20 protein-coding genes, 1 tRNA gene and 3 pseudogenes are annotated in these 26,639 nt (G+C 56.9%); 8 read left to right on the top strand and 16 right to left on the bottom strand.

All coding sequences use genetic code 11. The features are described from left to right. Positions 1 to 61: 61 nt before the first annotated feature. The 6 genes and pseudogenes from ACZ1GM_RS06055 to ACZ1GM_RS06030 all read right to left on the bottom strand — a co-directional run bounded on the left by ACZ1GM_RS06055 (position 62) and on the right by ACZ1GM_RS06030 (position 7,474). A complete protein-coding gene (locus ACZ1GM_RS06055) occupies positions 62 to 685 on the bottom strand; it encodes an isochorismatase family protein (protein WP_472678231.1) in 624 nt (207 codons plus the stop codon). Continuing rightward, positions 685 to 1,884 (bottom strand): CaiB/BaiF CoA transferase family protein, encoded by a 1,200-nt coding sequence (locus ACZ1GM_RS06050; protein ID WP_472678230.1) that lies wholly within the window; start codon positions 1,882 to 1,884, stop codon positions 685 to 687. The genes ACZ1GM_RS06055 and ACZ1GM_RS06050 overlap by 1 nt, the downstream gene beginning before the upstream one ends. Further along, positions 1,881 to 3,791, bottom strand: a pseudogene (locus ACZ1GM_RS06045) (hydantoinase B/oxoprolinase family protein). The gene ACZ1GM_RS06050 and the pseudogene ACZ1GM_RS06045 overlap by 4 nt, the downstream one beginning before the upstream one ends. A 3-nt stretch (positions 3,792 to 3,794) precedes the next feature. Continuing rightward, positions 3,795 to 5,853, bottom strand: a pseudogene (locus tag ACZ1GM_RS06040) (hydantoinase/oxoprolinase family protein). Continuing rightward, a complete protein-coding gene (locus ACZ1GM_RS06035) occupies positions 5,853 to 6,794 on the bottom strand; it encodes a hydroxymethylglutaryl-CoA lyase (RefSeq protein ID WP_472678229.1) in 942 nt (313 codons plus the stop codon). The pseudogene ACZ1GM_RS06040 and the gene ACZ1GM_RS06035 overlap by 1 nt, the downstream one beginning before the upstream one ends. Beyond that, entirely contained in the window at positions 6,794 to 7,474 is a 681-nt protein-coding gene (locus ACZ1GM_RS06030) for a GntR family transcriptional regulator (RefSeq protein WP_472678228.1), read from the bottom strand. Before ACZ1GM_RS06030 ends, ACZ1GM_RS06035 begins: the two co-directional genes overlap by 1 nt. Positions 7,475 to 7,604: 130 nt before the next feature. Between ACZ1GM_RS06030 and ACZ1GM_RS06025 the strand changes: the two genes are divergently transcribed. After that, positions 7,605 to 10,121, top strand: coding sequence for a TonB-dependent receptor (locus ACZ1GM_RS06025; RefSeq protein ID WP_472678227.1), 2,517 nt, complete (start codon positions 7,605 to 7,607; stop codon positions 10,119 to 10,121). A gap of 124 nt (positions 10,122 to 10,245) precedes the next feature. On the opposite strand, the gene ACZ1GM_RS06020 is transcribed toward ACZ1GM_RS06025, so the two are convergent. The 6 genes from ACZ1GM_RS06020 to ACZ1GM_RS05995 all read right to left on the bottom strand — a co-directional run bounded on the left by ACZ1GM_RS06020 (position 10,246) and on the right by ACZ1GM_RS05995 (position 16,333). Continuing rightward, positions 10,246 to 12,189 carry an acetyl/propionyl/methylcrotonyl-CoA carboxylase subunit alpha gene (locus ACZ1GM_RS06020; RefSeq protein WP_472678226.1) on the bottom strand — a complete coding sequence of 648 codons (1,944 nt, stop codon included), beginning with the start codon at positions 12,187 to 12,189 and terminating at the stop codon, positions 10,246 to 10,248. Beyond that, positions 12,186 to 12,725 carry a hypothetical protein gene (locus ACZ1GM_RS06015; protein WP_472678225.1) on the bottom strand — a complete coding sequence of 180 codons (540 nt, stop codon included), beginning with the start codon at positions 12,723 to 12,725 and terminating at the stop codon, positions 12,186 to 12,188. The genes ACZ1GM_RS06020 and ACZ1GM_RS06015 overlap by 4 nt, the downstream gene beginning before the upstream one ends. A 4-nt stretch (positions 12,726 to 12,729) precedes the next feature. After that, positions 12,730 to 14,382, bottom strand: a complete 1,653-nt coding sequence (locus tag ACZ1GM_RS06010; protein WP_472678224.1) for a carboxyl transferase domain-containing protein — start codon at positions 14,380 to 14,382, stop codon at positions 12,730 to 12,732. Continuing rightward, entirely contained in the window at positions 14,379 to 14,882 is a 504-nt protein-coding gene (locus ACZ1GM_RS06005) for a hypothetical protein (protein ID WP_472678223.1), read from the bottom strand. The genes ACZ1GM_RS06010 and ACZ1GM_RS06005 overlap by 4 nt, the downstream gene beginning before the upstream one ends. 29 nt (positions 14,883 to 14,911) lie before the next feature. Next, positions 14,912 to 16,081 carry an isovaleryl-CoA dehydrogenase gene (locus ACZ1GM_RS06000; protein WP_472678222.1) on the bottom strand — a complete coding sequence of 390 codons (1,170 nt, stop codon included), beginning with the start codon at positions 16,079 to 16,081 and terminating at the stop codon, positions 14,912 to 14,914. A 161-nt stretch (positions 16,082 to 16,242) separates the two neighbouring features. Further along, positions 16,243 to 16,333, bottom strand: a tRNA-Ser gene (locus tag ACZ1GM_RS05995). Between the two features lie 336 nt (positions 16,334 to 16,669). On the opposite strand from ACZ1GM_RS05995, the gene ACZ1GM_RS05990 reads away from it, so the two are divergent. Together ACZ1GM_RS05990 and ACZ1GM_RS05985 are read left to right on the top strand one after the other, a co-directional pair. Further along, entirely contained in the window at positions 16,670 to 17,719 is a 1,050-nt protein-coding gene (locus ACZ1GM_RS05990) for a peptidylprolyl isomerase (RefSeq protein ID WP_472678221.1), read from the top strand. Positions 17,720 to 17,807: 88 nt separating this feature from the next. Then, positions 17,808 to 18,236, top strand: a complete 429-nt coding sequence (locus ACZ1GM_RS05985) for a DUF1905 domain-containing protein (RefSeq protein WP_472678220.1) — start codon at positions 17,808 to 17,810, stop codon at positions 18,234 to 18,236. On the opposite strand, the gene ACZ1GM_RS05980 is transcribed toward ACZ1GM_RS05985, so the two are convergent. Continuing rightward, on the bottom strand, positions 18,233 to 18,589 hold the full coding sequence (locus tag ACZ1GM_RS05980; protein WP_472678219.1) for a VOC family protein: 357 nt from the start codon (positions 18,587 to 18,589) through the stop codon (positions 18,233 to 18,235). The two genes, ACZ1GM_RS05985 and ACZ1GM_RS05980, sit on opposite strands and share 4 nt — an antisense overlap. An 8-nt stretch (positions 18,590 to 18,597) precedes the next feature. Then, positions 18,598 to 20,688 carry a RelA/SpoT family protein gene (locus tag ACZ1GM_RS05975; protein WP_472678218.1) on the bottom strand — a complete coding sequence of 697 codons (2,091 nt, stop codon included), beginning with the start codon at positions 20,686 to 20,688 and terminating at the stop codon, positions 18,598 to 18,600. A 123-nt stretch (positions 20,689 to 20,811) separates the two neighbouring features. Between ACZ1GM_RS05975 and ACZ1GM_RS05970 the strand changes: the two genes are divergently transcribed. After that, positions 20,812 to 21,531 carry a patatin-like phospholipase family protein gene (locus tag ACZ1GM_RS05970; protein WP_472678217.1) on the top strand — a complete coding sequence of 240 codons (720 nt, stop codon included), beginning with the start codon at positions 20,812 to 20,814 and terminating at the stop codon, positions 21,529 to 21,531. After that, the gene (locus ACZ1GM_RS05965) at positions 21,480 to 22,202 is read left to right on the top strand and encodes a hypothetical protein (protein ID WP_472678216.1); all 723 of its coding nucleotides are present in this window, start codon (positions 21,480 to 21,482) and stop codon (positions 22,200 to 22,202) included. The genes ACZ1GM_RS05970 and ACZ1GM_RS05965 overlap by 52 nt, the downstream gene beginning before the upstream one ends. Here the strand turns inward: ACZ1GM_RS05965 and ACZ1GM_RS05960 are convergent. Continuing rightward, a complete protein-coding gene (locus tag ACZ1GM_RS05960) occupies positions 22,199 to 23,068 on the bottom strand; it encodes a Rieske (2Fe-2S) protein (protein WP_472678215.1) in 870 nt (289 codons plus the stop codon). The genes ACZ1GM_RS05965 and ACZ1GM_RS05960 overlap by 4 nt on opposite strands. Next, on the bottom strand, positions 23,059 to 23,916 hold the full coding sequence (hemF, locus tag ACZ1GM_RS05955; RefSeq protein ID WP_472678214.1) for an oxygen-dependent coproporphyrinogen oxidase: 858 nt from the start codon (positions 23,914 to 23,916) through the stop codon (positions 23,059 to 23,061). The genes ACZ1GM_RS05960 and hemF overlap by 10 nt, the downstream gene beginning before the upstream one ends. Before the next feature lie 44 nt (positions 23,917 to 23,960). Here hemF and pdeM point away from each other — a divergent pair. The 3 genes and pseudogenes from pdeM to ACZ1GM_RS05940 all read left to right on the top strand — a co-directional run bounded on the left by pdeM (position 23,961) and on the right by ACZ1GM_RS05940 (position 26,594). Beyond that, positions 23,961 to 24,654, top strand: a pseudogene (gene pdeM, locus ACZ1GM_RS05950) (ligase-associated DNA damage response endonuclease PdeM). Positions 24,655 to 24,788: 134 nt separating this feature from the next. Continuing rightward, a complete protein-coding gene (gene infC, locus ACZ1GM_RS05945; protein WP_472678213.1) occupies positions 24,789 to 25,307 on the top strand; it encodes a translation initiation factor IF-3 in 519 nt (172 codons plus the stop codon). A gap of 123 nt (positions 25,308 to 25,430) precedes the next feature. After that, the gene (locus ACZ1GM_RS05940) at positions 25,431 to 26,594 is read left to right on the top strand and encodes a DUF547 domain-containing protein (RefSeq protein WP_472678212.1); all 1,164 of its coding nucleotides are present in this window, start codon (positions 25,431 to 25,433) and stop codon (positions 26,592 to 26,594) included. The last annotated feature ends 45 nt before the right edge of the window (positions 26,595 to 26,639 follow it).

Raw genomic sequence — 26,639 nt, 5'->3', positions numbered from 1 at the left:
TAACACAATCAGACAGCGTCAAGAAAGGGTTATCAGGTGATCAGGAAAACCTGCTGCCTCCTCAATTCAGAATGTTCTGGGCCTGTACACTGCTCACCACCTCGGCATACTTCGCCTGCATATCGAACAAATTGCTTTCGTGCGGGGCCTCATGGCGGTCTGCGCAGGCCTCTTTCACCACGAAAGGTGCAAAGCCATATTGCAGCGCGTCGAGCACTGATGCCCGCACACAACCGGAAGTGGAATAACCGCCGATCACCAGCGTATCCACGCCGAGGTTTTTCAGGGTTTCGTTGAGACAAGTTCCAAAGAAAGCCGACGGATATTGCTTGGAAATGACGCGCTCGCTTTCATGCGGCATCAGCTCCGCTGGGAATTCACCAAGCGGCGAGCCCACCTCGAAGCACTTCAGCGCTGGCACCTTGCGATAGAAGAGGCCACCATCTGCACCACCGGTTTGATAAGTAACATTGGTAAAAATGACCGGGCGACTGTTTGCGCGTGCAGCGACCAGCAATTGCGCCGCCACCTCAGCCGCCGCTTGCGCAGTTTCGCAAAACAGCGGACTATCAGGCTGCAAATAGGCCTCGACCATATCGATCAGCAGCAGCGCAGGGGCCTTGCCCGGACGCAAATGACCGCCAAACGCGCCGACGTAACTCTGTTCCAGATCCGCGCCTGACATCAGATGTGGCCTTGCTCCGCATGTTTCGCCAGCGCGGCTTCATCCCACCCCAGCATCTCGGCGAAAATCTCTGCGTTGTGTTGACCCGGCGTCGTCGGCGCAGGTCTGCGATAGCCAGACTGAGTCTTTGAGAAACGCGGGAAGGCATTCTGCATCTTCAGCTTGCCGTGCCCTTCGGTTTCAACCTCAATAATCGCCTCGCGTGCCTTGAAGTGCGGATCGTTGAGCATATCCTTCGCCGTGTAGACCCGGCCCGCCGGGATTGAGTGCTTGATCATCAACGCATCGACCTCATCAATGGTCAGTTTGCCCGTCCACTCATTGATCATATTGTCGAGCTCAGTCTGATTTTCACCGCGCGCCAAATGCGTCGAGTATTTCGGGCTTTCCGCGAGTTCAGGCTGACCCATCGCCTGGGCCAAGCGCGCAAAAATCGCATCATTGTTGGCCCCGATCATAAACGGGCCATCCTTGCAGCTGTAGACATTGCTCGGCGCGATACCGGGCAGGATCGATCCGGATCGCTCGCGAATGAAGCCATTCTGGTCATATTCGGGAACGAGGCCCTCCATCACCTGCAGCACAGCCTCATACAGCGCGGTGTCGATCACTTGGCCCTCGCCCGTTTTCTCGCGGTGATGCAGCGCGGCCAGCACGCCCATACAACCATATGTCGCACATAGCGTGTCGCCGATAGAAATACCCATGCGCGCTGGTGGACGGTCAGGATCGCCGACGATGTAGCGCCACCCGCCCATCGCCTCGCCAATGCCGCCAAAACCGGCACGGGTCGAGTACGGACCCGTCTGGCCATAGCCTGACATACGCGCGATGATCAGGCCCGGATTAAGCTTGTGAAGCTGCTCAGGTGCCATACCCCATTTTTCAAGCGTACCGGGCTTGAAATTCTCGACCAGCACATCGGCGCTCGCGATCAACTTACGCGCGATCTCTTGCCCTTCTGGGACACGCAAATTGCAGGTCACGGAGCGCTTATTGCGGGCAATGACTTCCCATTGCACCTTCTCATCACCCTGCCCCCACACGCGCATAGGATCGCCCTTGCCCGGTGGCTCAATCTTGATGACGTCTGCGCCCATATCGCCGAGCAGTTGGCCGCAAAATGGACCAGCCAACAACTGCCCCATCTCGACTACGCGCAGGCCAGCTAGTGCGCCTGTGTTGGTAGCGTCAGTCATTCAGCAGCCTCGGAAATTTCGTCAGCGTGCCACACGGGTTGAATTGGCGCAGCGAGGCCCGTTTCTTCTTCGCAGCTTGCGCGAAGTTCATCGATGCCTGGACCGTAATCGAACAATGACAATTCGCCGCGCTCGCTCTTCATCTTTGAGCGCAGCTTTTCCGTCGCAACTTCGTCAATGACACCATCAACATCTGCAATGACGCCGTAATCCTTGGCACCCTCGGGGCTAACGAGACCTTGGCGAATTTCGAGACCAACCAGCTCAGGATCACGTTCCAGCGGGTCACCCCATCCGCCGCCGCCCCATGTGATGAAGTGCAACAGATCACCAGCCTCGACGGGCACATCCTCGACCTTATTGCCAATGATTGTCTGAGTGCCATCAGCTTTCTCAAGGATCTTCTTCGCTCGCATTCCCGGATGGCCGCCATTCACGCCCCAAGGCGGTACGAACCAACGGTCATCATGAATCGCGATCTCGCCATCTGACAGAAAACGGTAGGTCATGTGGATACCATTGCCGCCGCGGTGGAGCCCCGCTCCGCCACTATCGGGCTCGGTTGAGTAACGCTCAATCCGCAAGGGGAAATACCGCTCGAGAAACTCATTAGGCACGTTGGTAAACCCCGGCCAGAGCGAGTGACCATCCGGGCCATCGCCCATTGGGCGTCCCGGAATTCCGCCAAATCCGATCTGGAACAATTGAAACCATTCGCGCGATTTCCCCCCGTCCTTTTTGGCGCGTTGATCCCAACCGGAATAGAATAGGTGGGGTGAAGAGCTAAACCCTAGCCGCATTGAGAAATTCTGGCGTGCCCTGCCCCAACAGACCGCCGAGAATGTCGAATATCCGCCCCAGAGCGTGGGTGCGACCTGACAAGGCCGCCGGGAATTCCGGCTTGAGCAATGATCCTTCGGGAATGCGGACTTCGATCAAATCGTAGAACCCGTCATTGAACAGTATCTGCGGGTCAAAAACCATGATCATGTAAATGCCGAAGAACATCTTGAACATGTTCTCGTTCAGATAGAAATTGATCGACGCGACCGATTGCGGGTCCGTGCCATCAAAATCGAGAATGACCTTGTCGCCCTCGCGCCACATCGTGCACTTGATCTTGTAAGGGCCATAGCCCTTTCCATCGTCGCAGATGTAATCCTCAAAGCTGGCTTTGTCGGTCGGTATCGCCTGACCTATCAGCGCCTTCATAGCGCGGTGGTTACGCGCCAGCAGCTCCTGCGTGGCAGAGTAGTATACGTCGTCACCAAAACGCTCGCACATCTCAATCACACGGTTAGAAGCGACGCGGCAACTTGCGATCAGCGCGTTCAAATCGGCCTGGCACCAATCCGGCTTACGCGTCTGGTGCATGACCAGCTTCATCAGGTCTTCGTTGTATTCGCCATTCTTCCAGATCTTTACGGGCGGGATCCGAACACCCTCTTGGAAGATCGAGGTCGCATTGATTGGCATTGAACCCGGCACCATGCCGCCAATGTCCGATTGGTGACCAAACATCGACGTGTAGGCGACCAAGCGGTACCGTCCTTGAACACCGGCAACAGCACCAGCCAATCGTTTGAGTGGCTGATGGCGCCGCCGACCGAATAGGGGTCGGAAAGGAAGATCATGTCGCCTTCCTCCACCGTGCCATCATATCCATCAAGGAACGGGCCGATATAGCTGCCAAACTGGCCGACAATCATCTCGCCAGTGGGTGCTGCGATCAATGGGAACGCATCGCCCTGTTCGCGAATGCCGGGGGACATCGCTGTGCGCACCAGCGTTGCGTCCATCTCGATCCGCGCATTGCGCAGCGCGTTCTCGATAATGTCGAGCGTGACCGGATCAATGTCGATTTTCTCGAAAGGTGTGGTGTTTGACTGAATGATTTGTGCAGGCATCGCTCAGCCCTCCTCATTTGGATTGATCAGGATGTTGCCGACCGGATCGACCGTGGCCGTGCAGCCATTCTCAACAAGCGTGGTCGAGATCCATTTCCGTGATAATGGCGGGGCCGGGAATGACGTCACCCTGTTTCAGTTTAGCACGGTCATAGATTGCCGCTTCGCGCTCCTCGCCATCCATCCACAGCGTGTGATCGCGCACCTTGGCCGCCGATGGATCTCCATCCCCTTTGGGCAGTTCGGCTGCGGGCAGCGCCGGCGCTTCGCCCAATGCAACTGCGCGAAGGTTCACGATCTCGTGCGGGGTATCCATATTGAAGGTGAACAAACGTCGGTGCTCGTCATCGAACCGCGCGAGAATTCCGTCGATCCCGCTATCTTCCAAAATCGCCTTGGAAATGGTCAGCGGGACCTCAAACGCTTGCCCAGCATAGCGAATATCGACTTCAAACTCGCTGGTGATCTGTTCTTCTGGCACACTATCAGCGAGCAGTTCAGCACGCGTTTGCCCCTCCATCTCGTCAAGAACGGCAATCAAATCGGCAATAGTCGTATCCTGCGCCAACTTGCTAAAACTGCGCGCGGTTTCGGTACGCATACGGGTGGTTGCATCACCAAGCGCGCACAACACACCCGGTGAAACTGGCGACACGGCTGGCCAACTGCCCATCAGTTTCGCCACCGCATTGACATGCAGAGGCCCTGCCCCGCCAAAGCCCATCACCGCGAATTCACGCGGGTCGTAGCCTTGCTGAACGCTAATCATGCGCAGCGCACCAAACATATTCTCATTGACGATATCGATGATACCACGCGCCGCCTCCATCAGCGACACACCAAGCGCATCAGCAATCGTTTGCACGGCCTTCTTGGCGCCTTCACGATCAAGCTGGAAGCTACCGCCAAGCAAATCCTCTGGCAGATAGCCGAGCACCACGTTGGCATCGGTGACGGTGGGCAGTTCGCCGCCTTTATTATAGGCAACGGGGCCCGGCACAGCGCCCGCGCTTTCCGGGCCAACCCGCAATGCCTTGGTCAGCTCTGGCACGTGAGCAATCGAGCCGCCGCCCGCCCCGACGGTCTTCACATCGAGCGCAGAAGCACGGACGGACAAGTGCCCGACTTCAGTGGTTCGCTGACGCCTTGGCTCAAGCCCTTCGATCAGCGCAACGTCTGTGGACGTACCACCAACATCCAGAGTCAGAATGTTGTTCAGCCCCGCATTCTTCGCGACCCACAAAGCGCCGGTCACGCCCCCTGCTGGGCCGGACATCAGGATATTGACCGGATGCTCCTCAGCCTTCTGGCTGCTCATCAGTCCGCCGTCTGACCGCAGCAATGAGAGCCGACCTTTCAGTCCCTCTTCTTCCAACCGGTTGCGCAGGTTCGACACATAATTGCCAACAACGGGCCGCACCGCAGCATTTGCGACAGTTGACAACGTCCGCTCATATTCCTGCATTTCAGGCAGAACTTCATGGCTCAGCGAAACCGGGATTCCGGGAAGCTCTTCAGCCGCAATCTCACCAATCCGCTTTTCATGCGCGCCATTCACATAGGCATTGATCAGGCTGACGGTCAGCGCCTCGACGTTCTGCGCCTTTAGCTTGCGCAGCGCACTGCGCACCGCATCTTCGTCTAACGGTCGCACTTCTTCGCCATCTGCGCCCATGCGGTCGGGCACATCAATGGTGTCCTCCAAATGCGCGAGTGGTTGGGGTTTAGGCCACACAATCCAGGCAGCAAGACCACCGGGTACGAAGCTGCGCGCAATCTGCATGACGTCACGATAGCCCTCGGTCACTATCAGGCCGACTTTCGCGCCCTTCCCCTCAAGCACCGCATTGGTTGCCACGGTGGTTCCGTGAAGGAAGAACTCGATCTCGCTCGCGCTGACATTGGCCTCGCTTGTGATCGCCTCGACACCGTTCAGGATTCCTTCGGAACTATCATGCGGCGTTGATGGCGTTTTGTGACGCCAGAACTGGCCTGTTTCATCGTCGAACAACAGCAGGTCGGTAAATGTACCCCCGACGTCGACACCTAACCTATATCCCATCAGGCAGCAGTCCTTTTCTCTGTTTTGTCAGGACGGGGAAATCCGCCCGCCTTTCCGACCATCGCCGGCATGTCTTTTTCCATCACTCTGCTCAGCCAGCGATTGGTTTCGATTAGTTGGTCAAGATTGAGACCGGTTGCGATGCCCGCACGCTCCAGCATGTAAACAACGTCTTCGGTCGCGACATTGCCCGCCGCGCCCGGCGCAAAAGGGCACCCGCCCAGACCGCCAATTGAGGCATCGATTGTCTTCGCTCCTGCTCCTATCGCCGCCCAGACATTGGCAAGGCCGGTGCCCCGCGTATTGTGGAAGTGGACGCGGATGGGCAGCGGATCGACCGCCGCGCGCACTTGGCTCACCAGTCGGTCAACATGTGCAGGGTTGCCGACCCCGATTGTGTCAGCGAGCGCAATCTCCACCGGGCCAGCCTCTGCGATGACGCTGGCCATTGCGACCACGCGATCCTCGGAAACTTCGTCTTCAAACGGGCAGCCGAAGCTTGCGGCAATGGTCGCTTGAGCGGTCAGCCCGGCATCCTTGGCGCGGGCTATGATATCTTTGCATGCCTCAACCGAACCATCGCTGGTCTGCCCCTGATTACGCATTGCAAAAGTATCGGTACTAACGGCCACCGCGCCGATTTGATTGATGCGACCGGTCGCAATGGCACGCTCAGCTCCGCGAGCATTCATGACGAGACCAATGTAAGTCACATCACCGCGCTGTGGCAGGCCCGCGCAAACATCATCCGCGTCGGCCATTTGCGGCACTGCCTTTGGGTTTACAAAGCTCGTCACCTCAATACGCCGCGCACCGCAATCAATCGCGTCGCTTATCAGCGCAAGCTTGTCCGAGGTGCTGACGGCAAGCTTTTCGTTCTGAAGTCCATCGCGCGGGCTAACCTCGACGATCTCAACCTCTTCTGTATACAATTTAGTCATTACGCTCGTTTCTTCGACTGTCCGATATTCATTGCCGTCAAGCCCTGATGTGCATCGGAATAGGCATGAAAGGCGCGGCGAATATGGCCCGACATGATCGTTTCCGCCCACGCCGCATCCTGGCGAACGAAGGCGGCAATCACCTCATCATGCTCCTGATGAGATCTGCGCAACTCATCGTCGCCATAATGATGCGCAGTGCGCCAGATAACAGGCTGCTCAATCAACGCCTGAAGCAACATCTCCAGCTTGCGAGAACCCGCCGTCTTGAGGATCAGCGCGTGAAACTCCCTGTTCTGCTCGAGAAATACGGCCACGTCCGGCTTTGCCTGATTTACCGCCTTAGCAATAACCGCATTGTAGCCGCGCAGGCGCTGCAAAACTTCGTCAGTCATCCGGGTCGCCGCCCGGCGCGCCGCATGCCCTTCCAACATCGCACGAAGTTCAAAAACATCCTCAATGTCATCCAGCGACCAATCCGCAACGAAGCTACGCTGCGATTCGGTCTTGCGAATGAGCATGTCGGATTCGAGCCGCCGCAACGCCTCCCGGATTGGCGTGCGCGAGACGCCGCACATCTCCGCCAACGCCTCCTCGCCAAGTGCATCGCCAGAGGCGAGCTCGCCCGAAACGATCATTGAACGGATCATGTCATAAGCCTTGTCAGATGCGCGGGACATTGATCTCTCTGGACTTCCTTAGAAAACTTGACTGCGCCAAATTGTATACAATAAAGAGAATGAGTCGCAAGACGTGTTTATCCGCTACGCGAAAAGTTGCGGGAACATCAGTTCGGGGAGAACTTTGAATATGCGTTCGTCCAAAACATGGCTGCTGGCCTCTATCGCTGCCCTGCCTTTCGCCGCCCCTGCCTTTGCGCAGGATGCAAGCGAGCCCAATCAAGGTGTGGAGGAGGACGACAATACGATCATCGTGACCGCACGGCGGCAGAACGAAACACTGGCCGAAGTTCCTGCATCAGTGACGGTTCTTTCCGCTGATGTCATTGCCAAAACCGGTATAGAGCGCGCCGATGAGTTCGTTCAGCTAACCCCCGGCGTCACTATCGTAACTGGCACTGCCGAGGCGGGCGATACGCAGATTAACATTCGCGGTATCAACGGCGCCCGCGATGCGGAAAGCTCCGTCGCGCTGGTGGTTGATGGCATTCTCAAGACGAACACCGCTCAGTTAAATCAGGATCAAGGCACGCTGCGCCAAATCGAGATCCTCAAGGGGCCACAAGGTGCGCTCTATGGCCGCAACGCCGCAGCCGGTGCGATCGTTATCCAGACTCTCAAGCCGAGCGACATCCTAGAAGGCGGCGTTCGCGTTACCGCCGCTGAAGACGAAACCTATTCGGGCAGCGCATACATCTCGACCCCTGTTGGCGACAATGCGGGCATCGTTCTGTCTGGCAACTACTCGACGACCGACGGCTTTTATCGCAATGACTTCCTCAATTCGAACACCATTGATGATCAGGAAGTCTGGTCAGTTGATGGACGATTTGTCGCGCAACTCAGCGACACGACAGAGCTAGACGTGAAGGCACGTTATGCCGACCTTTCGGGCGCATCCATCAATTTTAACGCGGCGTTTCACCTCCCGAACTTTGCCGGCGCCAACCCGGCATTCTTTGAAGATGTGAATGACCATCCGTTTAATTTCTATTCGAACATTCGCCCGACCAACGAACAGACCACCTTTGAAGCGTCAGCGAAAATTGAGCACGAATTCGACACCCTCACACTGACCGGTTGGGTGCTCTACAGCGATGTTGACCAATTGCTGACAGCGGATGGCACCTCCGGCGATTTTGCCCGCTTCACCTTCCCGGGCGCAACGCCGGATTCGGTCGCTGCCTCCAATTCGTGTTTTGCCACAACGGCGCAACTGACTGGTTTTCCGCTCAACGCTCCGGGCTTTATTGGCGCGACACCGGTGCCGTTTATCTTTGACCCTGTGAATGGTTCGACCTTCGGCCCATACAGCCCGACCACTTGCGACGGGACACAGCTGCAAATCCGCAAGCAAAGCGACTTTAGCGCAGAGCTGCGCATCGCCTCCAATACAGGCAACCCGATTGAGTGGCAGCTGGGCGCGTATTTCCTCCATATCGATCGTGAAACTGGCGTAAGTCTGGGCGCTGATCTGGGCAATGGTGTGAGCCGCGAGCTGTTCAACCCCGCCGGGTCCGACAACCCCACCACTCTGCTCTACAATGATGATTTTTCGACCGATGTTTACGCGTTATTCGGTTCGGCTGAATGGGAGGCCAGCGATGACCTGACCATCGGCTTTGCACTGCGCCACGATACGGAGAAGCGCCGCGTCACAAGCCTTGTTCCACTAGCGACTGACCCGTTCACTGGCACACCGATCAACCCCGGCCAGACCAATGGCGCCATCCCTGATCAAGAAGAGACATTCTCGCAGCTGCAACCGAAATTATCGCTTCGATATTCGCTCAGCGATGACCTCAATTTCTACGCGAACTGGGGCATCGGTTTTAAATCTGGCGGCTTCAACAATCAGGGTTCATCTGCCCTCATCGATCAGTCATTTAACCAGTTTATCGGCACCAATGTTCTAATCAATGATGTGTTCGACAAAGAGGTTTCAAACGCGTTCGAGGCAGGCCTGAAAGGCTCGCTGCTGAACGACCGCATCACTTTCGACTTGGCAGGATATTACACCAACATCGACGACATGCAGTTCTTCGAATTCTTCGTCGGCGGTTTTGGCCTGCTGCGGGTGGTGTCAAACATTGATGAGATCGAGGTCTATGGCGCAGAGTTCAATCTGAACGCCGAGATCGTCGATGGCTGGGACATTTTCGGTTCGGTCAATGTCACCGAGAGTGAGATCAAGGCCAATTCCTCCCGTCCGGTGACAGTCGGCAACGAGTCCCCCTATACCGCCGATTACACGATCAACCTTGGCACTCAGCTTGATTTGCCAGTCACGAACACCATCGATTTCGTTGCGCGGGCCGATTACCGCATCACTGGCCCGACATGGTTCCACACGGTGCAGAACAACACCTCGCCTACACTGTTTAGCGGCTTGCTACCCGGTTCGGCGCTGATGTTGCCCGCCTTTGTGGGCGATGCGGACTACTCGATCACGCAGCGCGACACCTTCTCCATCCTGGATGTGCGGGTCGGGATCGAGACTGACAGCTGGTCGATCACGGCATTTGCCGACAATCTGACCGATGAGGAGTATCTCAACGAGGTGATCCCGGCGATTGAGTTTGGCGGGTCATTCATCTCGCCGGGCACGCTGCGTCGATTTGGCGTGGAGCTTGGCTATCGGTTTTAGGGAGTGCTCGAGCCTGCTGTAAGCTGTTTGCTTAGGACCTAGCCACCCGCGCCCTCCACCCTTCCACCCGGATAGTACTCCGGTAGGCTCCGGGTGGAAGGGTGGAGGGCGCGGGTGGCTAGGGTCAATCTTCAGATAAAGGCTCCACCACACACAGCACCGCCTCGACCTGAACCTGCCCGCCTTCGGAAGCGGCGAGTTCAGTGACAGTGCCGTCAAAGGGCGCGGTGAGCGCGTGCTCCATCTTCATCGCTTCGAGCACCATGAGGCGCTGTCCTGCGGTGACTGTATCTCCCTTAACAACATCAACCGCGATGACCTTGCCGGGCATCGGTGCGAGGATGGCGCCGTCGGCGGCGGAGGCGTGGCCTTCTTCGAAGCGAGCTTCAGTGAATAAGCCGGACCAACCTTCGTAATCGTAAGCGAAGATGCCTTCTGTTTTGAGCCGCGCGATTGGGATATCCCAGATCGAACGACCGGAGAGTTCCACTTCGTAGATGTCAGCGTTGTGCGTAAGTCGCACCGTGGCCGGTTTGCTCGTCGAGTTTAGGCGAAACCCTGGACGCACACGCTCCCAATCATCTGCGAGATCTAGCGTTTCGGTTGCTTGCGAGCCAGCGCGGCGGGCGGCAATCAAGAGTGCAGCCGCCTCGAGCACATCCTTAGGCGGGGTGGTTGTTGGAAGCAGTTCATTAAGATTTCGCTCAATAAGGCCAGTTTCCAAATCGCCAGAAGCAAATTCGTCAGCCAAGACGAGATTTCGCAGGAAACCCACGTTCCATTTAACCGGATAGCAGTGCGAATGGCCTAGCTTGTTTGCTAATGCGGTGATTGCGTCATTTCGAGTCTCGCGGTGAACGATAAGCTTTGCGATCATCGGGTCGTAGAACGGAGACACCTCCGAACCTCTTTCGACGCCGGTATCCACGCGGCTCTTTCCCTCTCGCTGATTGGTTCTCGAGACGTAGAATTCCTCCAACCGCCCCGTACTCGGCAGGAATCCCGTGGCCGGATCCTCCGCGTAAAGCCGAGCCTCGATCGCGTGGCCGTTGATCGACAATTCCTCCTGCTTCAGCGGGATCGGCTCGCCGCTGGCGACGCGCAGCTGCCATTCCACCAGATCAACCCCGGTGATCTCTTCGGTCACCGGATGCTCAACCTGAAGCCGCGTGTTCATCTCCATAAAGAAGATGCGGTCGGCGCGCAGCCCTTCGCTGGCATCGGCGATAAATTCGATCGTGCCTGCACCCTCATAATCGACCGCTTTGGCGGCGCGCACGGCGGCGGCGCAGATGTCTTCGCGGGTCGCCGCGTCCATGCCCGGCGCGGGGGCTTCCTCGATCACCTTTTGGTGGCGGCGTTGGAGCGAGCAGTCGCGTTCGAACAGGTGGACGACATTGCCGTGACTGTCGCCAAACACTTGCACTTCGATATGGCGCGGCGAGGTGATCCATTTTTCCAGCAGCACCTCATCATTGCCGAAGCTTGCCTTGGCCTCGCGTCGGCAGCTTTCGAGGTCCGCCGCGAAGTTCTCGACCGCATCAACCTTACGCATGCCTTTGCCGCCGCCGCCCGCGACCGCCTTGATCAGAACGGGATAGCCGATGGCTTCGGCCTCTTTGGCCAATCGCTCCACCGACTGATCCCCGTCTTCATCACTTGGCAAATAGCCGGGCGTAACTGGCACGCCCGCATCCATCATCAGCTGTTTGGCGGCATCTTTCAGGCCCATTGCGCGGATACTGTCCGGCTTGGGCCCGACCCAGATCAACCCGGCATCAATCACCGACTGCGCGAAGTCGGCATTCTCAGACAGAAAGCCATAGCCGGGGTGGATCGCATCAGCGCCCGTTTCTTTGGCGGCCGCGATGATCTTCTCACCGACCAGATAGCTTTCGGCGGCAGGCGATGGGCCGATATGCACCGCCTCATCGGCCTGGCGCACATGCAGCGCCTTGGCATCGGCATCGGAGTAGACCGCGACCGTCGCCACGCCCATCGCGCGAGCTGTTCGGATGATACGGCAGGCGATCTCGCCACGATTGGCTATGAGGAGAGAGGTGATCATGAGCTCCACCTCTTGTTTGCGTACTTGGTTAGCACTTTCCGGCGTTCATTCTCGAAGTCCGCAGTCCTTTTTATGTCTCTGACCGCATAGCTCAGCCCAAGGGTCCAAAGAATTGTTACAAGCGCCGCAAAGGAGAACGTCACGAAGCCCATTTCAGCCCAATAAAGCGGATCGCGAATTACAACCTGCCAAATCTCATAGTCTGGATGCGATCGTTCATATCTCGAATCAAATATGGTGAGGTACATCGCAAACCCGATCACAAATACGATGAAGAACGCATACCCACGAATTTCAGTGACGAGATTTGTTGCAATATGCGCCGCAAGAAGCCGGTTATCGCGCTGAAAAGAGCGCAATTGAGACAAATCATCAAGAATCATTTTTCGTTGTACTTTTAGGGAACGTGATTTCCATCTTTCCTGAAAACCGGACCACCAACTTCGCAGTGCTCTGGCAGTCGCAAAAATAATGCTCAACAGAAATAGGATATTAATAACCGCGATGGTCGTAGGGGACGTAAGCAATTCGATCATCGCATCACATCCTGAATACGCCAAACTGGGGCCGCTCAGGTATCGGAGCCTCCAGCGTCGCCGCAAAGGCTAGCCCCAGCACGTCACGGGTCTGGACCGGGTCGATCACACCGTCATCCCATAGCCGCGCGGTCGCATAATAAGGGTTGCCTTCGTCTTCGTATTTCTGGCGGATCGGGGCCTTGAAAGCCTCAGCTTCGTCCTCGCTCCACGTGTCAGCATCGCGGTGGACCGTCGCGAGGACGCTCGCAGCCTGTTCGCCGCCCATCACGCTGATCCGCGCATTGGGCCAGGTGAACAGAAAGCGCGGCGAATAGGCGCGCCCGGCCATGCCGTAATTGCCCGCGCCAAAGCTGCCGCCGATTACCACGGTGATTTTGGGGACAGTGGCGGTGGCGACGGCGGTGACGAGCTTCGCGCCATGCTTGGCAATTCCCTCTGCCTCATATTTCCCGCCGACCATGAAGCCGCTGATATTCTGCAGGAATAGCAATGGAATACGCCGTTGACAGGCAAGCTCGATGAAATGCGCGCCTTTCTGTGCGCTTTCGGAAAACAGCACGCCGTTATTGGCGAGGATCGCGACAGGCATCCCCCAGATATGCGCAAAGCCGCACACGAGAGTGGAGCCGTAATGCTGTTTGAACTCGTGAAATTCGCTGCCGTCGACCAGACGCGCGATCACTTCCTTGACGTCGTAGGGTGCACGCACATCGTCGGGAACGATGGCATAGAGATCGTCGGCGTCGAATTTGGGCGGGCGCGGGTCACGCATTCCGTTCGTGCTGAGCGTGTCGAAGCATGAACCTGCGCTCGCTTCGCCCTTCGACAAGCTCAGGGCGAACGGTCCAGAAAGATGGCTGACGATATCGCGCACGATGGTAAGCGCGTGTTCGTCATTCTCGGCCAAGTGATCAACCACGCCCGACTTCTTGGCATGCAGATCGCCGCCGCCCAGATCCTCGGCGCTGATTTCCTCGCCTGTCGCAGCCTTCACCAGTGGCGGCCCGGCAAGGAAAATTGTGCCCTGGTTACGAACGATCACCGTCTCGTCTGACATGGCGGGCACATAAGCCCCTCCCGCGGTGCAGCTGCCCATCACGCAGGCGATCTGCGGAATGCCCAGCGCGCTCATATTCGCCTGGTTGAAGAAGATACGGCCAAAGTGATCGCGGTCGGGAAAGACCTCGGCCTGATGCGGCAGGTTCGCCCCGCCGCTATCGACCAGATAGATGCATGGCAGACGGTTTTCCTGCGCGATTTCCTGCGCGCGAAGGTGCTTCTTGACCGTCATCGGGTAATAAGTGCCGCCCTTCACCGTGGCGTCGTTGCACACGATCATCACCTGCCGACCCGACACCCGCCCGATCCCGCAAATCAGCGAGGCTCCGTTGATGTCGCCTTCATACATACCGTTGGCGGCGAGTTGGCCGACTTCAAGGAAAGGCGAGCCGGGATCCAGCAAGCGTTCCACTCGTTCACGAGGGAGGAGCTTTCCGCGCGAAACATGGCGCTCACGCGAGCGTTCTGGCCCGCCAAGAGCCGCTTCCGCGACCGTCGCGCGCAGATCAGTTGCAAGCGCCTGGTTATGCGCCGCGCGCGCCTTGGCCTCCGGCGTCTCCCGGTCGAGCTTTGATGTCAGAACAGGTGCGGTCATTTCTTGGTCTCTATTTTGCCATCCCAGCCGCCGCTTTTCTTGAAAGCCTTTGCAGCATCCTCATTCACGAACCAGCGCCGCGAATGCACTGTCTCACGCAGAATTCGCCATTCGTCATCGCGTTTTTCGCAGAGGTAAGTCTTCTTTGCGACACCATAGTCGCCTGAATATCGGCCATCGAATGCCACTCTTGTTGTGATCGACTTGAGCTTCACCGACTGGCGCGTCCCGGCGATGGCGGCAACAGATAACTCTCGAAGATAAGTGCGATACTTCGGACACGGACCATTCAATTGCGCGTCGTGCGGGTCTCCCCGAGTATCGTCGGGCAAGACCCTATATGCGTCTTCCCAGAACATGTCCCTGTAAACGAGCGTGTCCTGGCAATCCGCAGCCCACTTGATCGCTTTGACCACTTCCAAGCAGGAAGCTGGGGGGTGGCTACCTTCGTAAACAGGTACCTCTGGGTTGGCGGTTCCCAAAGCACCTGATGCGCCCATTCCGATCGCACAAAGGGCCAGAGAAAACCTCAACCCGCCGCTCCGATCAATTCGCGCCCGATCAGCATCCGCCGAATCTCATTCGTGCCCGCACCGATATCGAGCAGTTTTGCATCGCGCATGTATCGCTCCACCGGCCAGTCGAGCGTATAGCCCGCGCCGCCCAGAGCCTGCACGCTTTCGGCGGCCACGCGGAATGCGTTTTCGCTCGACAGCAATATCACGCCCGCCGCATCGAAGCGCGTTGTCTGGCCTGCGTCACACGCTTTTGCCACAGCGTAAGTATAGGCCCGCGCAGATTGCAACGCGACATACATGTCCGCGACCTTGGCCTGCATCAGCTGGAAGCTGCCGATGGGTTTACCGAACTGCTTACGCTCGCGAAGATAGGGGATCACCGTGTCTAGGCAGGCCTGCATGATACCGAGTTGCAATCCGGCGAGCACAACGCGCTCATAATCCAGCCCGCTCATCAACACACCAACGCCGCCATTGAGCGGTCCCATGATGTTTTCCTCTGGCACTTCGCAATCGTCAAACACCAGCTCTGCGGTGGGGGAGCCACGCATGCCGACCTTTTCGATCTTCTGGCCGATGGAGAAACCGGGCATGTCCTTCTCAATCAGGAAGGCGGTGATCCCGCGCGATCCGGCGCTGCCATCGGTCTTGGCATAGACGACCAGCGTATCAGCGTGCGGCGCATTGGTGATCCAGAATTTGGTGCCATTCAGCACATAGCCGCCCTGAACCGCATCGGCTTTCAGCTTCATGGAAACGACGTCAGAGCCAGCGCTCGCCTCGCTCATCGCCAGCGATCCGACATGCTCACCCGAAATCAGGCCGGGAAGGTATTTGGCCTTTTGCTCCTCATTGCCCCAGCGGCGAATCTGATTGATGCAGAGGTTGGAATGCGCTCCGTAGCTAAGGCCCAGCGAAGCACTCGCGCGGCTAACCTCTTCAACCGCGATCACATGCTCCAGATAGCCCAACCCCAGCCCGCCATCCGCCTCATCAACGGTGATGCCGTGCAGACCTAATTCGCCCATCTGGCTCCACAGCTCCGCCTTGGGAAAATAGTCTTCTCGGTCGATCTTCTCGGCCAGAGGCGCAATTTGCTCATCAGCAAAACGGCCCACGCTCTCGCGGATCATCTCCGCACTCTCACCAAGCTGGAAATCAAAATCAGGCGTCGCGCGCATGAGCACTCCTCTATTCTCTCCTCTCACCCCATACGGAGAAAATCGTGATCAGAGAACCTCAATTTGGAGAATTGAATACTGAAAGATAATGGCGGAGCGTTCGATACATATCTCGAGCTCAAAGCCGGTCTCAAGTAGCGAAGCGGTAGTCCAGAAAAGGATGGCGGAGACGGTGGGATTCGAACCCACGATACGGGGTTACCGTATACACACTTTCCAGGCGTGCGCCTTCGACCACTCGGCCACGTCTCCGCATGCTCACTTTCGAGCTGGCAGCGCCCTAGCGCCGAAAAATTTGCTTCGCAAGGCGTGCGCGTTGGATGCTATCGCATCCGTCTGCGCTTCGCTTCGACTCCGACCACTCGGCCACGTCTCCGCGTTCTTGTCCGTCCCATCGCTTCGCTGCTTGAGGACAAGTCTGTCAGTCCTACCGCTTCGCTGCTTGAGGACAAGTCTGTCAGTCCTACCGCTTCGCTGCTTGAGGACAGGGTTTACCGCCCAACTGGTCATGTTGTTCTGAGCGAAGCGGCGCGGACAGCGTCACCTTGGGGGTTTCGCAAGTCGCAGCTTGATGGCAGGTTCGAGATTATGAGAAAAATCATAACTGCAGCGGCACTCGCCGCCATCACCTTTCCCGTCTCAGCTCAAGATGGTGACGAACCTGCGCCATCGCCCAATCAAATCGTAGAGAGCGCGCCCGAGAGCGAGTGGGTGACGATCCCGGCGGAAGATTTGCTGGTGATGACGCTCGCGCCAGATGCACAAGGCAACTCGCGAGAGGTCATCATACAGTTGATGCCACCGCCATTCAGCCAAGGATGGGTGGAGAACATCCGAACCTTAGCTCGCGCCAAGTGGTATGACGGGATCACAATCAACCGCGTTCAGGACAATTACGTGGTGCAATGGGGCGATCCCAATCACGATAATCCAGAGGCGGACGGCGAGGCAAAGCCGCTGCCCGATGGGCTGAATGTGATGGGGGAGGATGAATACGAGGTTGAGTTCAACGCCGCCCTCTTCAAGTCAATCTGGTATCGTGGGAAACGCCCGGCGGTCTTGGAGATCACTCCCGGACCGCCAAGAACAGGCCCCTCTATGCTGAATATCGATCTATATGCCCCGGCATTTTCGTACGCAGCTGGCTTTCCGATCGCTGTAAACTTGAATCGACCAAGATCGTCGCCTCTGATCTCCCAGCCGGAGCAAACGTGGCCCGTCCATTGCTACGGGATGGTTGGTGTCGGGCGCAGCTACTCACCGGACACTGGATCAGGCGCAGAGCTTTACACAGTCATCGGCCATGCGCCGCGTCATCTCGATCGCAACATCGCGCTGGTGGGCCGCATCATTGAAGGGATGGAGCACCTCTCCAGCCTGCCGCGCGGGTCTGGCGCGCTCGGCTTCTATACCGAAGAAGAATACGGCAAACGCACGCCTATTGTATCGGTGCGCGTTGCAGCGGACCTGCCGTTGCAAAACCAGCCTTCTTTCGAATACCTCTCAACAGAAAGCGAAACTTTCGCCAAATATGCAGAGGCCCGCGCCAATCGCCGCGACCCGTTCTTTATCGTCCCCGCAGGCGGCGCAGACATCTGTAATATTCCAGTGCCAGTACGGAGAATAGGCGTAGAATGATCACTCATCGTCATTGCGAGCACCTGAAAGGTGCGCGGCAATCCAGAATCCGACAGGACCGGATTGCCTCGTCACGATGCTTCTCGCAATGACCGAGACTGTGACAGCCACCCTGCCCCTGCAACGCTGGAATGGCGATCGCGGTACATATCACCTCGTCAATATCACTGGCGATCAGGCTGAGGCGATTACAACGCATGCGGTGCTTCATCGTATGGAGTTTGGCAAGCAACGCGGGTTTGGGTCAGTAAAGTGCTATGCTCTGATCGGTACGACGCGCTGGAAAACATCAGTCTTTCCGATGAATGCGCCTTCGTATGATAAGCAGGCCACCCGCTCCCTCCGCCCTTCCACCCGGATCGTAGCCCGGTGTGATAATCCGGGTGGAAGGGCGGAGGGAGCGGGTGGCGCGGCGAAGCCTCACAAACAATGGACACTGCTGGTCAGCAAAAAAGTGATGCGCGCGGAAGATATTGTTGCGGGCGATCCAGTCGAACTCAGCCTTGAGCTACTCTAGAGCTTTTCCATCAGCTCAATCCGGTTGCCAAAGGGATCTTTCGTGAAGAGCCGCTTGTAGCCTGGAACCGGCGAACCATTGTCAGTCGAAACGCCCGCCTGTTCCAGCCGGCTTTGCAGCTGATCCAGGTCACGCACCAGAAATGCGGGATGCGCTTTGTTCGCCGGCACAAATTCGGGATCCATGCCGATATGTAGGCTCACCCCGGGTGCTACCAGCCAGCATCCCTCAAATGTCATATTCGCAGGTCGTGGGACCTCTTGCATTTCGAACAGGTCGCAGAAAAATCGTCGCGCCTGCTCAAGCCCTCCTTTCGGAATGGCAAGTTGCACATGATCTAATCCGACAAGCATAACCCGCTCTATATCCGTTCTGCGCTTGCAATCGCGTCACTCGCGCGAAGCGCGCTGACAATCCTGTTGAGGTGCGGCAAGTCCTTCACCTCAAGATTGGCGTCATAACTCTGGAAGGGCGGATCGTAATTCGCCCTCGCAAGCTCGCGAACATTGGCGTTGTTTTGCGCAAAAATGCTCGTCGCCTCAGCCAACGTGCCCGGGCGGTCATACAATGTGACGCGCAGCCGACCGACCGCACCGGCGGCCTGCCTGCCCCACGACAGGTCAATCCAGTCGCTATCGATCCCGCTTGCCAGCTCGTGGCAATCCACCGCGTGCACCTCGACCTTTTCGCCTGAGCGACGCGTACCAACAATCTTGTCACCCGGAACCGGATGACAACATTCGGCCAGCGTAAAGCCGACGCCCGGCGTCAATCCTCGGATTGACAGGCGCTTGCCCGCCCCCGCCCATTCCGGTGGGTTAGGCATTTCCTCTGTGCACCCCGGCAGCAACGCTTCCATCACTTCCTGATCGCTAAGCTCGGCTGCACCAATAGCGTAATAGAGGTCTTCGTCTTCCTCCATCTCCAGCCGTTTGAGCGCGTCACGCATCGCCTTTTTGCCGATCTTGGCCGGAACCCGCGTCGCAATCTGATCGAACAGCTTCTGGCCTATGGCGGCGATCTCCGCTCGTTCTTTAAGGCGGACCGCCCGGCGTATCGCAGCGCGTGCCTTGCCCGTCACTACAAAGCCCAGCCAGGCCAGCTGAGGCTCCGCATCCTTGCCTTTGATGATCTCGACAACATCGCCGTTCTGCAATTGCGTACGCAGCGGCATATGCCGGCCGTTGATCTTTGCCCCAACGGTTTGCTCACCGATATTGGTATGCACTGCGAACGCGAAATCCACTGCGGTGGAACCCTTTGGCAACTGAAAAAGAGCTCCCTTGGGCGTGAACGCAAAAATGCGATCCTGATAAATCGCCATACGCGTGTTTTCGAGCAGCTCTTCCGGATCATGGCTGGCATCGACGATCTCAATCAGGTCACGCAACCAGCCCACCTGCCCATCGGCGCGATCATGCTGTTTGTAAGACCAATGCGCCGCCAAACCAAACTCGTTTAGGCGGTGCATTTCACGCGTGCGGATTTGCACCTCAACCCGCATGGAATTTTCATACATCAGCGCCGTATGAAGCGACCGATAACCATTGGTCTTCGGCGTTGAGATGTAATCCTTGAAACGTCCCGGCAGGAATTGCCACGTCGTGTGCAAAATACCCATCGCACGATAGCAATCCGTCTCATCCTCGCAGATCACCCGAAACGCCATGATATCAGTAACCTGCTCAAAGCTGACATGCCGCTCCGCCATCTTTTTCCAGATGGAATAGGGATGTTTTTCGCGCCCGGATACTTCGACTTTTAGGCCAGCTTCAGCGAGTGCCTGCTTTATTTTCAGCGCAATCGCATCGACTTGACCGCCCCCCTGATCGCGCAGATCAGAAAGCCGCTGAGAGATCGTTCTGAACGCTTCCGGCTCTAACTGTTCGAACGCCAGCAGCTGCATCTCGCGCATATACTCATACATACCCACACGCTCGGCCAGCGGCGCATAGATATCCATTGTTTCGCGGGCAATCCGCTGGCGCTTTTCCGGCTTCTTGATAAAGTGCAGCGTGCGCATATTGTGCAACCGGTCGCCCAGTTTGACCAGCAACACGCGAATATCTTCGCTCATTGCAAGCAGGAACTTGCGCAAATTCTCCGCCGCCCGTTCATTCTCGGGCATCTGCTCAATCTTCGACAGCTTGGTTACGCCATCGACCAGGCGTGCAACGTCCCCGCCGAAATTGTGCTCAATGTCGTCAATCGTCGCGAGCGTATCTTCGACGGTGTCATGGAGCAGCGCGGTCGCAATCGTTTCCTGATCCAGCTTCAGGTCCGTCATCAGACCCGCAACTTCTACCGGGTGACTGAAATAGGGATCGCCGCTCGCACGCGTTTGGGTACCATGTTTCTGCACCGTATAGACATAGGCGCGGTTAAGCATCGCCTCATCAGCGTCCGGGTCGTATTCCTTAACCCGTTCAACCAGTTCGTATTGCCTCAGCATCGCGCAAAGCAATGTGCGGCTGCGCGCTGTTTATTGCAACGCAAAAAAGTGTTGCCAAGCAAATCTCAAGAATTGGCCGCTAGGGCACCACGCTGTCTTGCAGGAAGAGACGGTGGGGTAGGTATGCAAAACATTGTCAAAGCACTGGTCGGTTTAGTGGCCGTTGGGCTCGCCGGATGTCAAACGGCGCCCATCACACCAGACAACAAAATGTGCGATTTCAAAACGGTGCGCATAGGCGTATCTGTACCGATTTCGCGCATCGCTGACCTGCGGGAACGCACCGCCAGTCCGCTCGCAGTGGAATATGAGCGGAGCCTGCGCGCGCATGACAAGATGCAGACTAACGCCCCGCCCCGACTGCTGGCTCTATCTGGCGGCAGCGAGCATGGCGCATACGGGGCTGGCATCCTGGCCGGATGGGGCGGCACAGGCCAGCTGCCAGAATTTCAGATCGTTACCGGGATCAGCACCGGGTCGATCCTTGCTACCTTTGCCTTTGTGGGCGATGCCGAGGCAGCGGTGGCGGGCTACACGATCAACAGCGAAAGCGATCTGATCAACGTCTATGCCAAGCCCAAGGATGGCAAGCCAGACCTAGCCAACTATGCGAGCCTGTTGGAGCATGGCTCCTTTGGGAACCTTGAGCCGCTGCGCGGGCGCCTGCACACATTTATCAGCGACGATGTGCTCGCTACCGTCGCTGCGCGTTACGCGGTACCGGCGCCCGGCTCTATGTCGGGGCAACCGATGCAGATAGCGGCGATGCAGTTGCGTTTGACCTGGGCGATATGGCAACACGCTATGGTGCGGCGAGCGACGCCGATGAAAGGGCGTTGCTGAAGGACTGCTATATCAGCGCAATTATCGCGAGCTCTTCCTCACCTATTGCTGCACCGCCAGCCTTTATCGACAACACGATGTATATCGATGGCGGCACGCGGTTTGGTCTGTTTGGCGATTCCGTGCTTGAAGCATTTTTCCGCCGCCAACAGGGTCTCACCGATGCGTACGGTATTCTCGAAGATGAAAGCAGTGGTCTAGAGCCGATCGCCTCGCTTGCGCCCGTAGTCTACGCCGTGATTGATGGCACGCTGGAGCTGCCCGCACGCCATTGTCCAAAGAAAGACCAGTCGCTTTGTACGCCAGAGCAGCCGCTTGGCCCCAAGGACGGCGCACATAAGGATTGGAACCTGCTCGATCTCGCGCTCAACACTGAGCATATTCTGGTCAATGAGGTTTACAGGTTCTCGGCATTGTCGGTGGAAGCCGACGCCTGTGAGCAAGCGGGGTGCTTCAATTTCCTGCGCATCGAACCCGATGTTGCCGACTTTGAGTATATCCTGCCCGCGCCAGATACCGGCGTTCTTATGCCCGCGACATGCCCGCAATGGCAGCAGATCGATAATGAAGTCGACGACCCGATTGAGTTCCACAAACGCTATATGCGCTGCCTGATTGCTTACGGTCAGTTGAAGGTGGAACAAGCCGGCTGGGGTATTTCGGAAAGCTAACCCGTACCTTTGCTGGTTATTATGAGATGCCCGCGGTCATCAACAGCGCAATCGGCCAATGGCATTGCTCCGCAGCGCGCCTGTTCTTCAAAACCATCGGTGACATCAAATCGATAGCCATGCCAAGGGCAGGTGACGTGGCCATCGTCATCAATCTCGGCATCGCCGATTGGGCCCAGTAGATGCGGGCACGTGGCGGAATAGGCGCGCCATTGATCGCGCCAGAACCGCACAGCAAATCGTCCAGAAGCGAGATCAGCCTCGTAAGTCTTGGCCTCGTCAAGTTCCCTAACGAGTCCCAGGTCGGTTGAAGTTTCCCTGGAACCCTGCCGTTCGCGTTTCGCATCGATCGCCGCTTGGCGCCCCAGCATCAGCTCCTGATCCTCGTCATAGAGCCGTTCATATTGCGATTTCAAAACCGCAAGTATCATTATGGATTGTTCTGGAGTTGCTGGTTCTATGGGCGCGTAAAACCGTACATCCACCTCGATCCCACCTGCCTCAACGGACGAGGCTTGCGTGTGAATCTCGATGCCCTGTCCACTGCCCTCAATAACCGATGTGGCCCAATAGCTGCGCTGTCGATCAACCAGCAGTTCAAGCAATTGATGGCCCGCATTGGATGGTAAGTTGGTCTTGCAACGCCATCCCCATCCGCCTTCATCAATCAGGGCAATATCTTCGAACGCGCTTGGGTGTACATATGGCAGATGCTCCCAATCATAGGCGTTCTCAATCATCCGTGTCAGCGTGACAGGTAATTGCCGTACATAATTACCAAGATAGTGAAGGCTGGTAAGGCGTTCGTAGTCCACTTCATTGGAGCGCCCATCAAAAGCTGCTTTGTCGTTCGTGCTCAGCTCCATGTCGCCTCGGGCGGTAGGCTCATCAAAATCGCGTCAATGTTGCCGCCGGTTTTGAGGCCAAACAAAGTGCCACGGTCATAAACCAGATTGAATTCGGCATAGCGCCCGCGCCATTCGAGCTGCGTCTGTTTATCTTCAGAACTGAAGTCGCTGTCCATTCGCCGCCGCACAAGTTGGGGATAGATATCGAGAAATGCCTCACCCACATCCTGCGTAAAGGCGAAATTCCGGTCAAAGGATGGGTCGTCATCGCATTCCAGATGATCGTAGAAAATCCCGCCCACACCGCGATGCACGCCGCGATGCGGGATATAAAAGTACTCGTCGGCCCATTGCTTGAACCGGTCATAATATGTCGGGTTATGCGCTGAGCATGCTGCGCGGAAGCGTGCGTGAAAGTCAGCAGTATCCTCTTCATAAGGGATTGGCGGGTTGAGGTCGGCCCCGCCCCCAAACCAGGCCTTACCCGTTGTCAGGAACCGCGTGTTCATATGCACCGCCGGAACATGAGGGTTCGCCATATGCGCGACCAGACTGATGCCGGTTGCAGTAAACCCCGGATTGTCCGCATCTGCTCCGTTTACCTGAGATGCGAATTCCGGCGAGAAGCTGCCCTTCACGGTTGAGACATTCACCCCAACCTTCTCAAACACCTTGCCCTTCATCAGCCCCTGAACGCCGCCGCCAGGGTCATCATTGCCCTCCTCCTCACGTTGCCAAGGGGTATAGGCGAAAGATGCATCAGACCCAGCCTCGCGCTCAATCGCTTCGAATTCGGCGCAGATGCGGTCGCGCAAGGCTTCAAACCAGGTTTTAGCGGCTTCGGTGTGGCGTGTGAGTTCGGTCATGCGCAGGTCTTGCCATCGGAAAATCATTGGGGCAATAGCTGGCCATGGTTCCCGTTTCGTTCGCAGATCAAGAATGGCTGATGACGGCTGGCCGTGCGCTTTATTGGCCGCGCGAGCAGACGTTACTGGTGGCTGACCTCCATCTGGAAAAGGGAAGCTTTTATGCCCAGCACGGTCAGATGCTGCCCCCCTATGATAGCCGCGAAACGCTGGAACGTGTTGCCGATGCAATCAAACAAACCGGGGCGCGGCGGGTCATCACCCTAGGCGACAATTTTCATGATGATGACGGTACGATTCGGTTGGAAAGCTATGCTGCCGGCATGCTGGAATCGCTCACCCGTTCGCTCGAATGGGTCTGGATCACCGGAAATCACGACGAAAATATGCACCGTAGTTTTGGTGGCGAGTTGTGTGAAGAAATGGAAGTGAGTGGGATTGTCCTGCGCCACATTGCCAGGGCGGGCGAGACGCGGCCGGAGCTTTCGGGGCATTTTCACCCGAAGATCTCGCATGAGGGTCCGCAACCGTTACATCAGCCGCCCTTGCGCAGTTATGGCGCGCAATCACGGCCATGGTGACCGCATGATCCTCCCCGCATTTGGCGCTTATACAGGCGGGATGGATGCCGGCGACGCCGCAATTTTTAAAGCGTTAAGCCCTGCAAACACCGTAGAGGCAATCGTGCCTGCTGGACATAAAATTGCGCGCTTTCCCCTGTTGCAAGACGCGGCATAGGCGCAACGCCAACACAGTTTCTTTGGCTTCCCCCCGAACCCCCTTCCGTTTCTGACAAACTGCGCCTATTTGCACCTCCAGATTATAGCGAAACTTCAGGAGAAAGCCCCATAGCTCGTCCACCACGTCGTTCAATGCAACCGCCGCGCAAGAGCGGTCCACGCTACGACCAGTTTATCGAATCCCCAAAAGTCCGCGTCATTGACGAGAACGGGGAAAATCTTGGCGTCATGTTCACAAACGAAGCCGCGGAGCAGGCCAATGGTATTGGCCTGAACCTGGTTGAGGTATCCCCCAATGCGGACCCGCCAGTGTGCAAGTTTCTGGATGTCGGCAAGTATCGCTATGAGGCTCAGAAAAAGGCCAATCTCGCGCGCAAGACTCAGAAAACTCAGGACATCAAAGAAGTCAAAATGCGCCCGAACATCGACACGCATGATTATGACGTGAAGATGCGCAATGTGAACAAGTTCATCGAAAACGGCGACAAGGTGAAGGTCACTTTGCGTTTCCGTGGACGTGAGATGGCGCACCAGCAGCTGGGAATGGATTTGCTCAACCGCGTGCGCGACGATGTCGAAGAGATCGCAAAGGTTGAGGCGTTTCCAAGGCTCGAAGGTCGCCAGATGCTGATGGTGTTGGCGCCCAGATAGGGCTGATTCTCAGTTATAAACTGCTGCAATTAGTCGGCAGCTGTAGTAGCTTGGTAGAACACCAGTGGTTCGCAAATCTGACCACATTAGTGAAGAGTACACTTTGATCCCCGGGAGTGCTCAATGAATAAGACTGCCTCATTGCTCGCCTTGGCCGCTGCAATTGCCGCCACTACAACTGCTCAAGCACAGACACAAAACAGTGATGGTGCCTCCGCGCCAACGGTCGCTGTCAGTGCCGCTGGTTTTGCTCAGTTCGTTCCGACCGAGCAAACCGACATGCGTCAGATCGACTACACCGCATGGGATGAGGCGACGGACTTCATTATCCTGTCAATGGGGCGTTCCTTGCGACAAACGCCCGGTTCAGCTGAGGCCGGTATCGGCAGCAGGCGTATATTCGGGCACAATTCGCGCTATCGCCTCGAAGGCAACCGCGTCATGTTTTCCTTCTTCACGCCAGAGCTTAAGGAACTGGTGGCGGATTATCGCCGCGATCTTGAACAAACCGCTGATGTGGTTGAGTTGGCCAAACTCGATCGTAATGAGCAGCTCGCCTATTGGATCAACCTCCACAATGTCGCACTGATTGAAAAGATCAGCCAGTCATGGCCGGTGCGCCAGCCAAGTACCATTGATCTCAATGGCACCCCTCTGGACGAAGCAAAGTTCATTACCGTCAATGGCGTAGCCATGAGCCCGCGCGACATTCGCACGCAGATTGTCTACCCTAACTGGAAAGACCCAAAGGTCATGTATGGCTTCTGGCGCGGTGATATCGGTGGGCCGTCGATCCAGCGCGATCCCTACACCGGCGAAAATGTCAGCCGTTTGCTTGAGCGTAGTGCGGGTGAATTCATCAATTCGCTGCGCGGCACCGAAAAGCGCGGCGACCGCCTCCTAGTATCGGAAATCTACGAAGAAGCGCGCCCATTCTATTTCAGCAATTGGGAAGACGACGTTCGCGCCCACGTTGCGCAATATGCAGAAGACGACGTCAAAGAACTGCTTGCGAAAACGAGCAGCGTGGAAGCTTCCATATATGAAAAAGATATCGCTGATTTGGCGGGCGGCATGCGCGAACCAAGCTATTCCAATGTGACGACCACGGGCCGCGATGGTATTGAGCGGTCGGCATCGTTCCGTATCCCGCAAGGGGTAGCGCGCCTGCTGCGCGAACGTGACACGAAAATGGGCCGGATCCTCAAGGAAAACCGCACAGGTACCGTTACCATCATTCCCGTCACGCTTCCCGGCGAAGAAGCACCCGACACAGAAGTGGAATAGCTGTCACCTCCATTGTGACCGCTTCTAAACGTCGCTAGGCTTCGC

The organism is Qipengyuania sp. JB2-7, from assembly GCF_055693485.1.
Note: the sequence above shows the minus strand (reverse complement) of the source record. Positions and strands in the feature narration are given on the sequence as shown.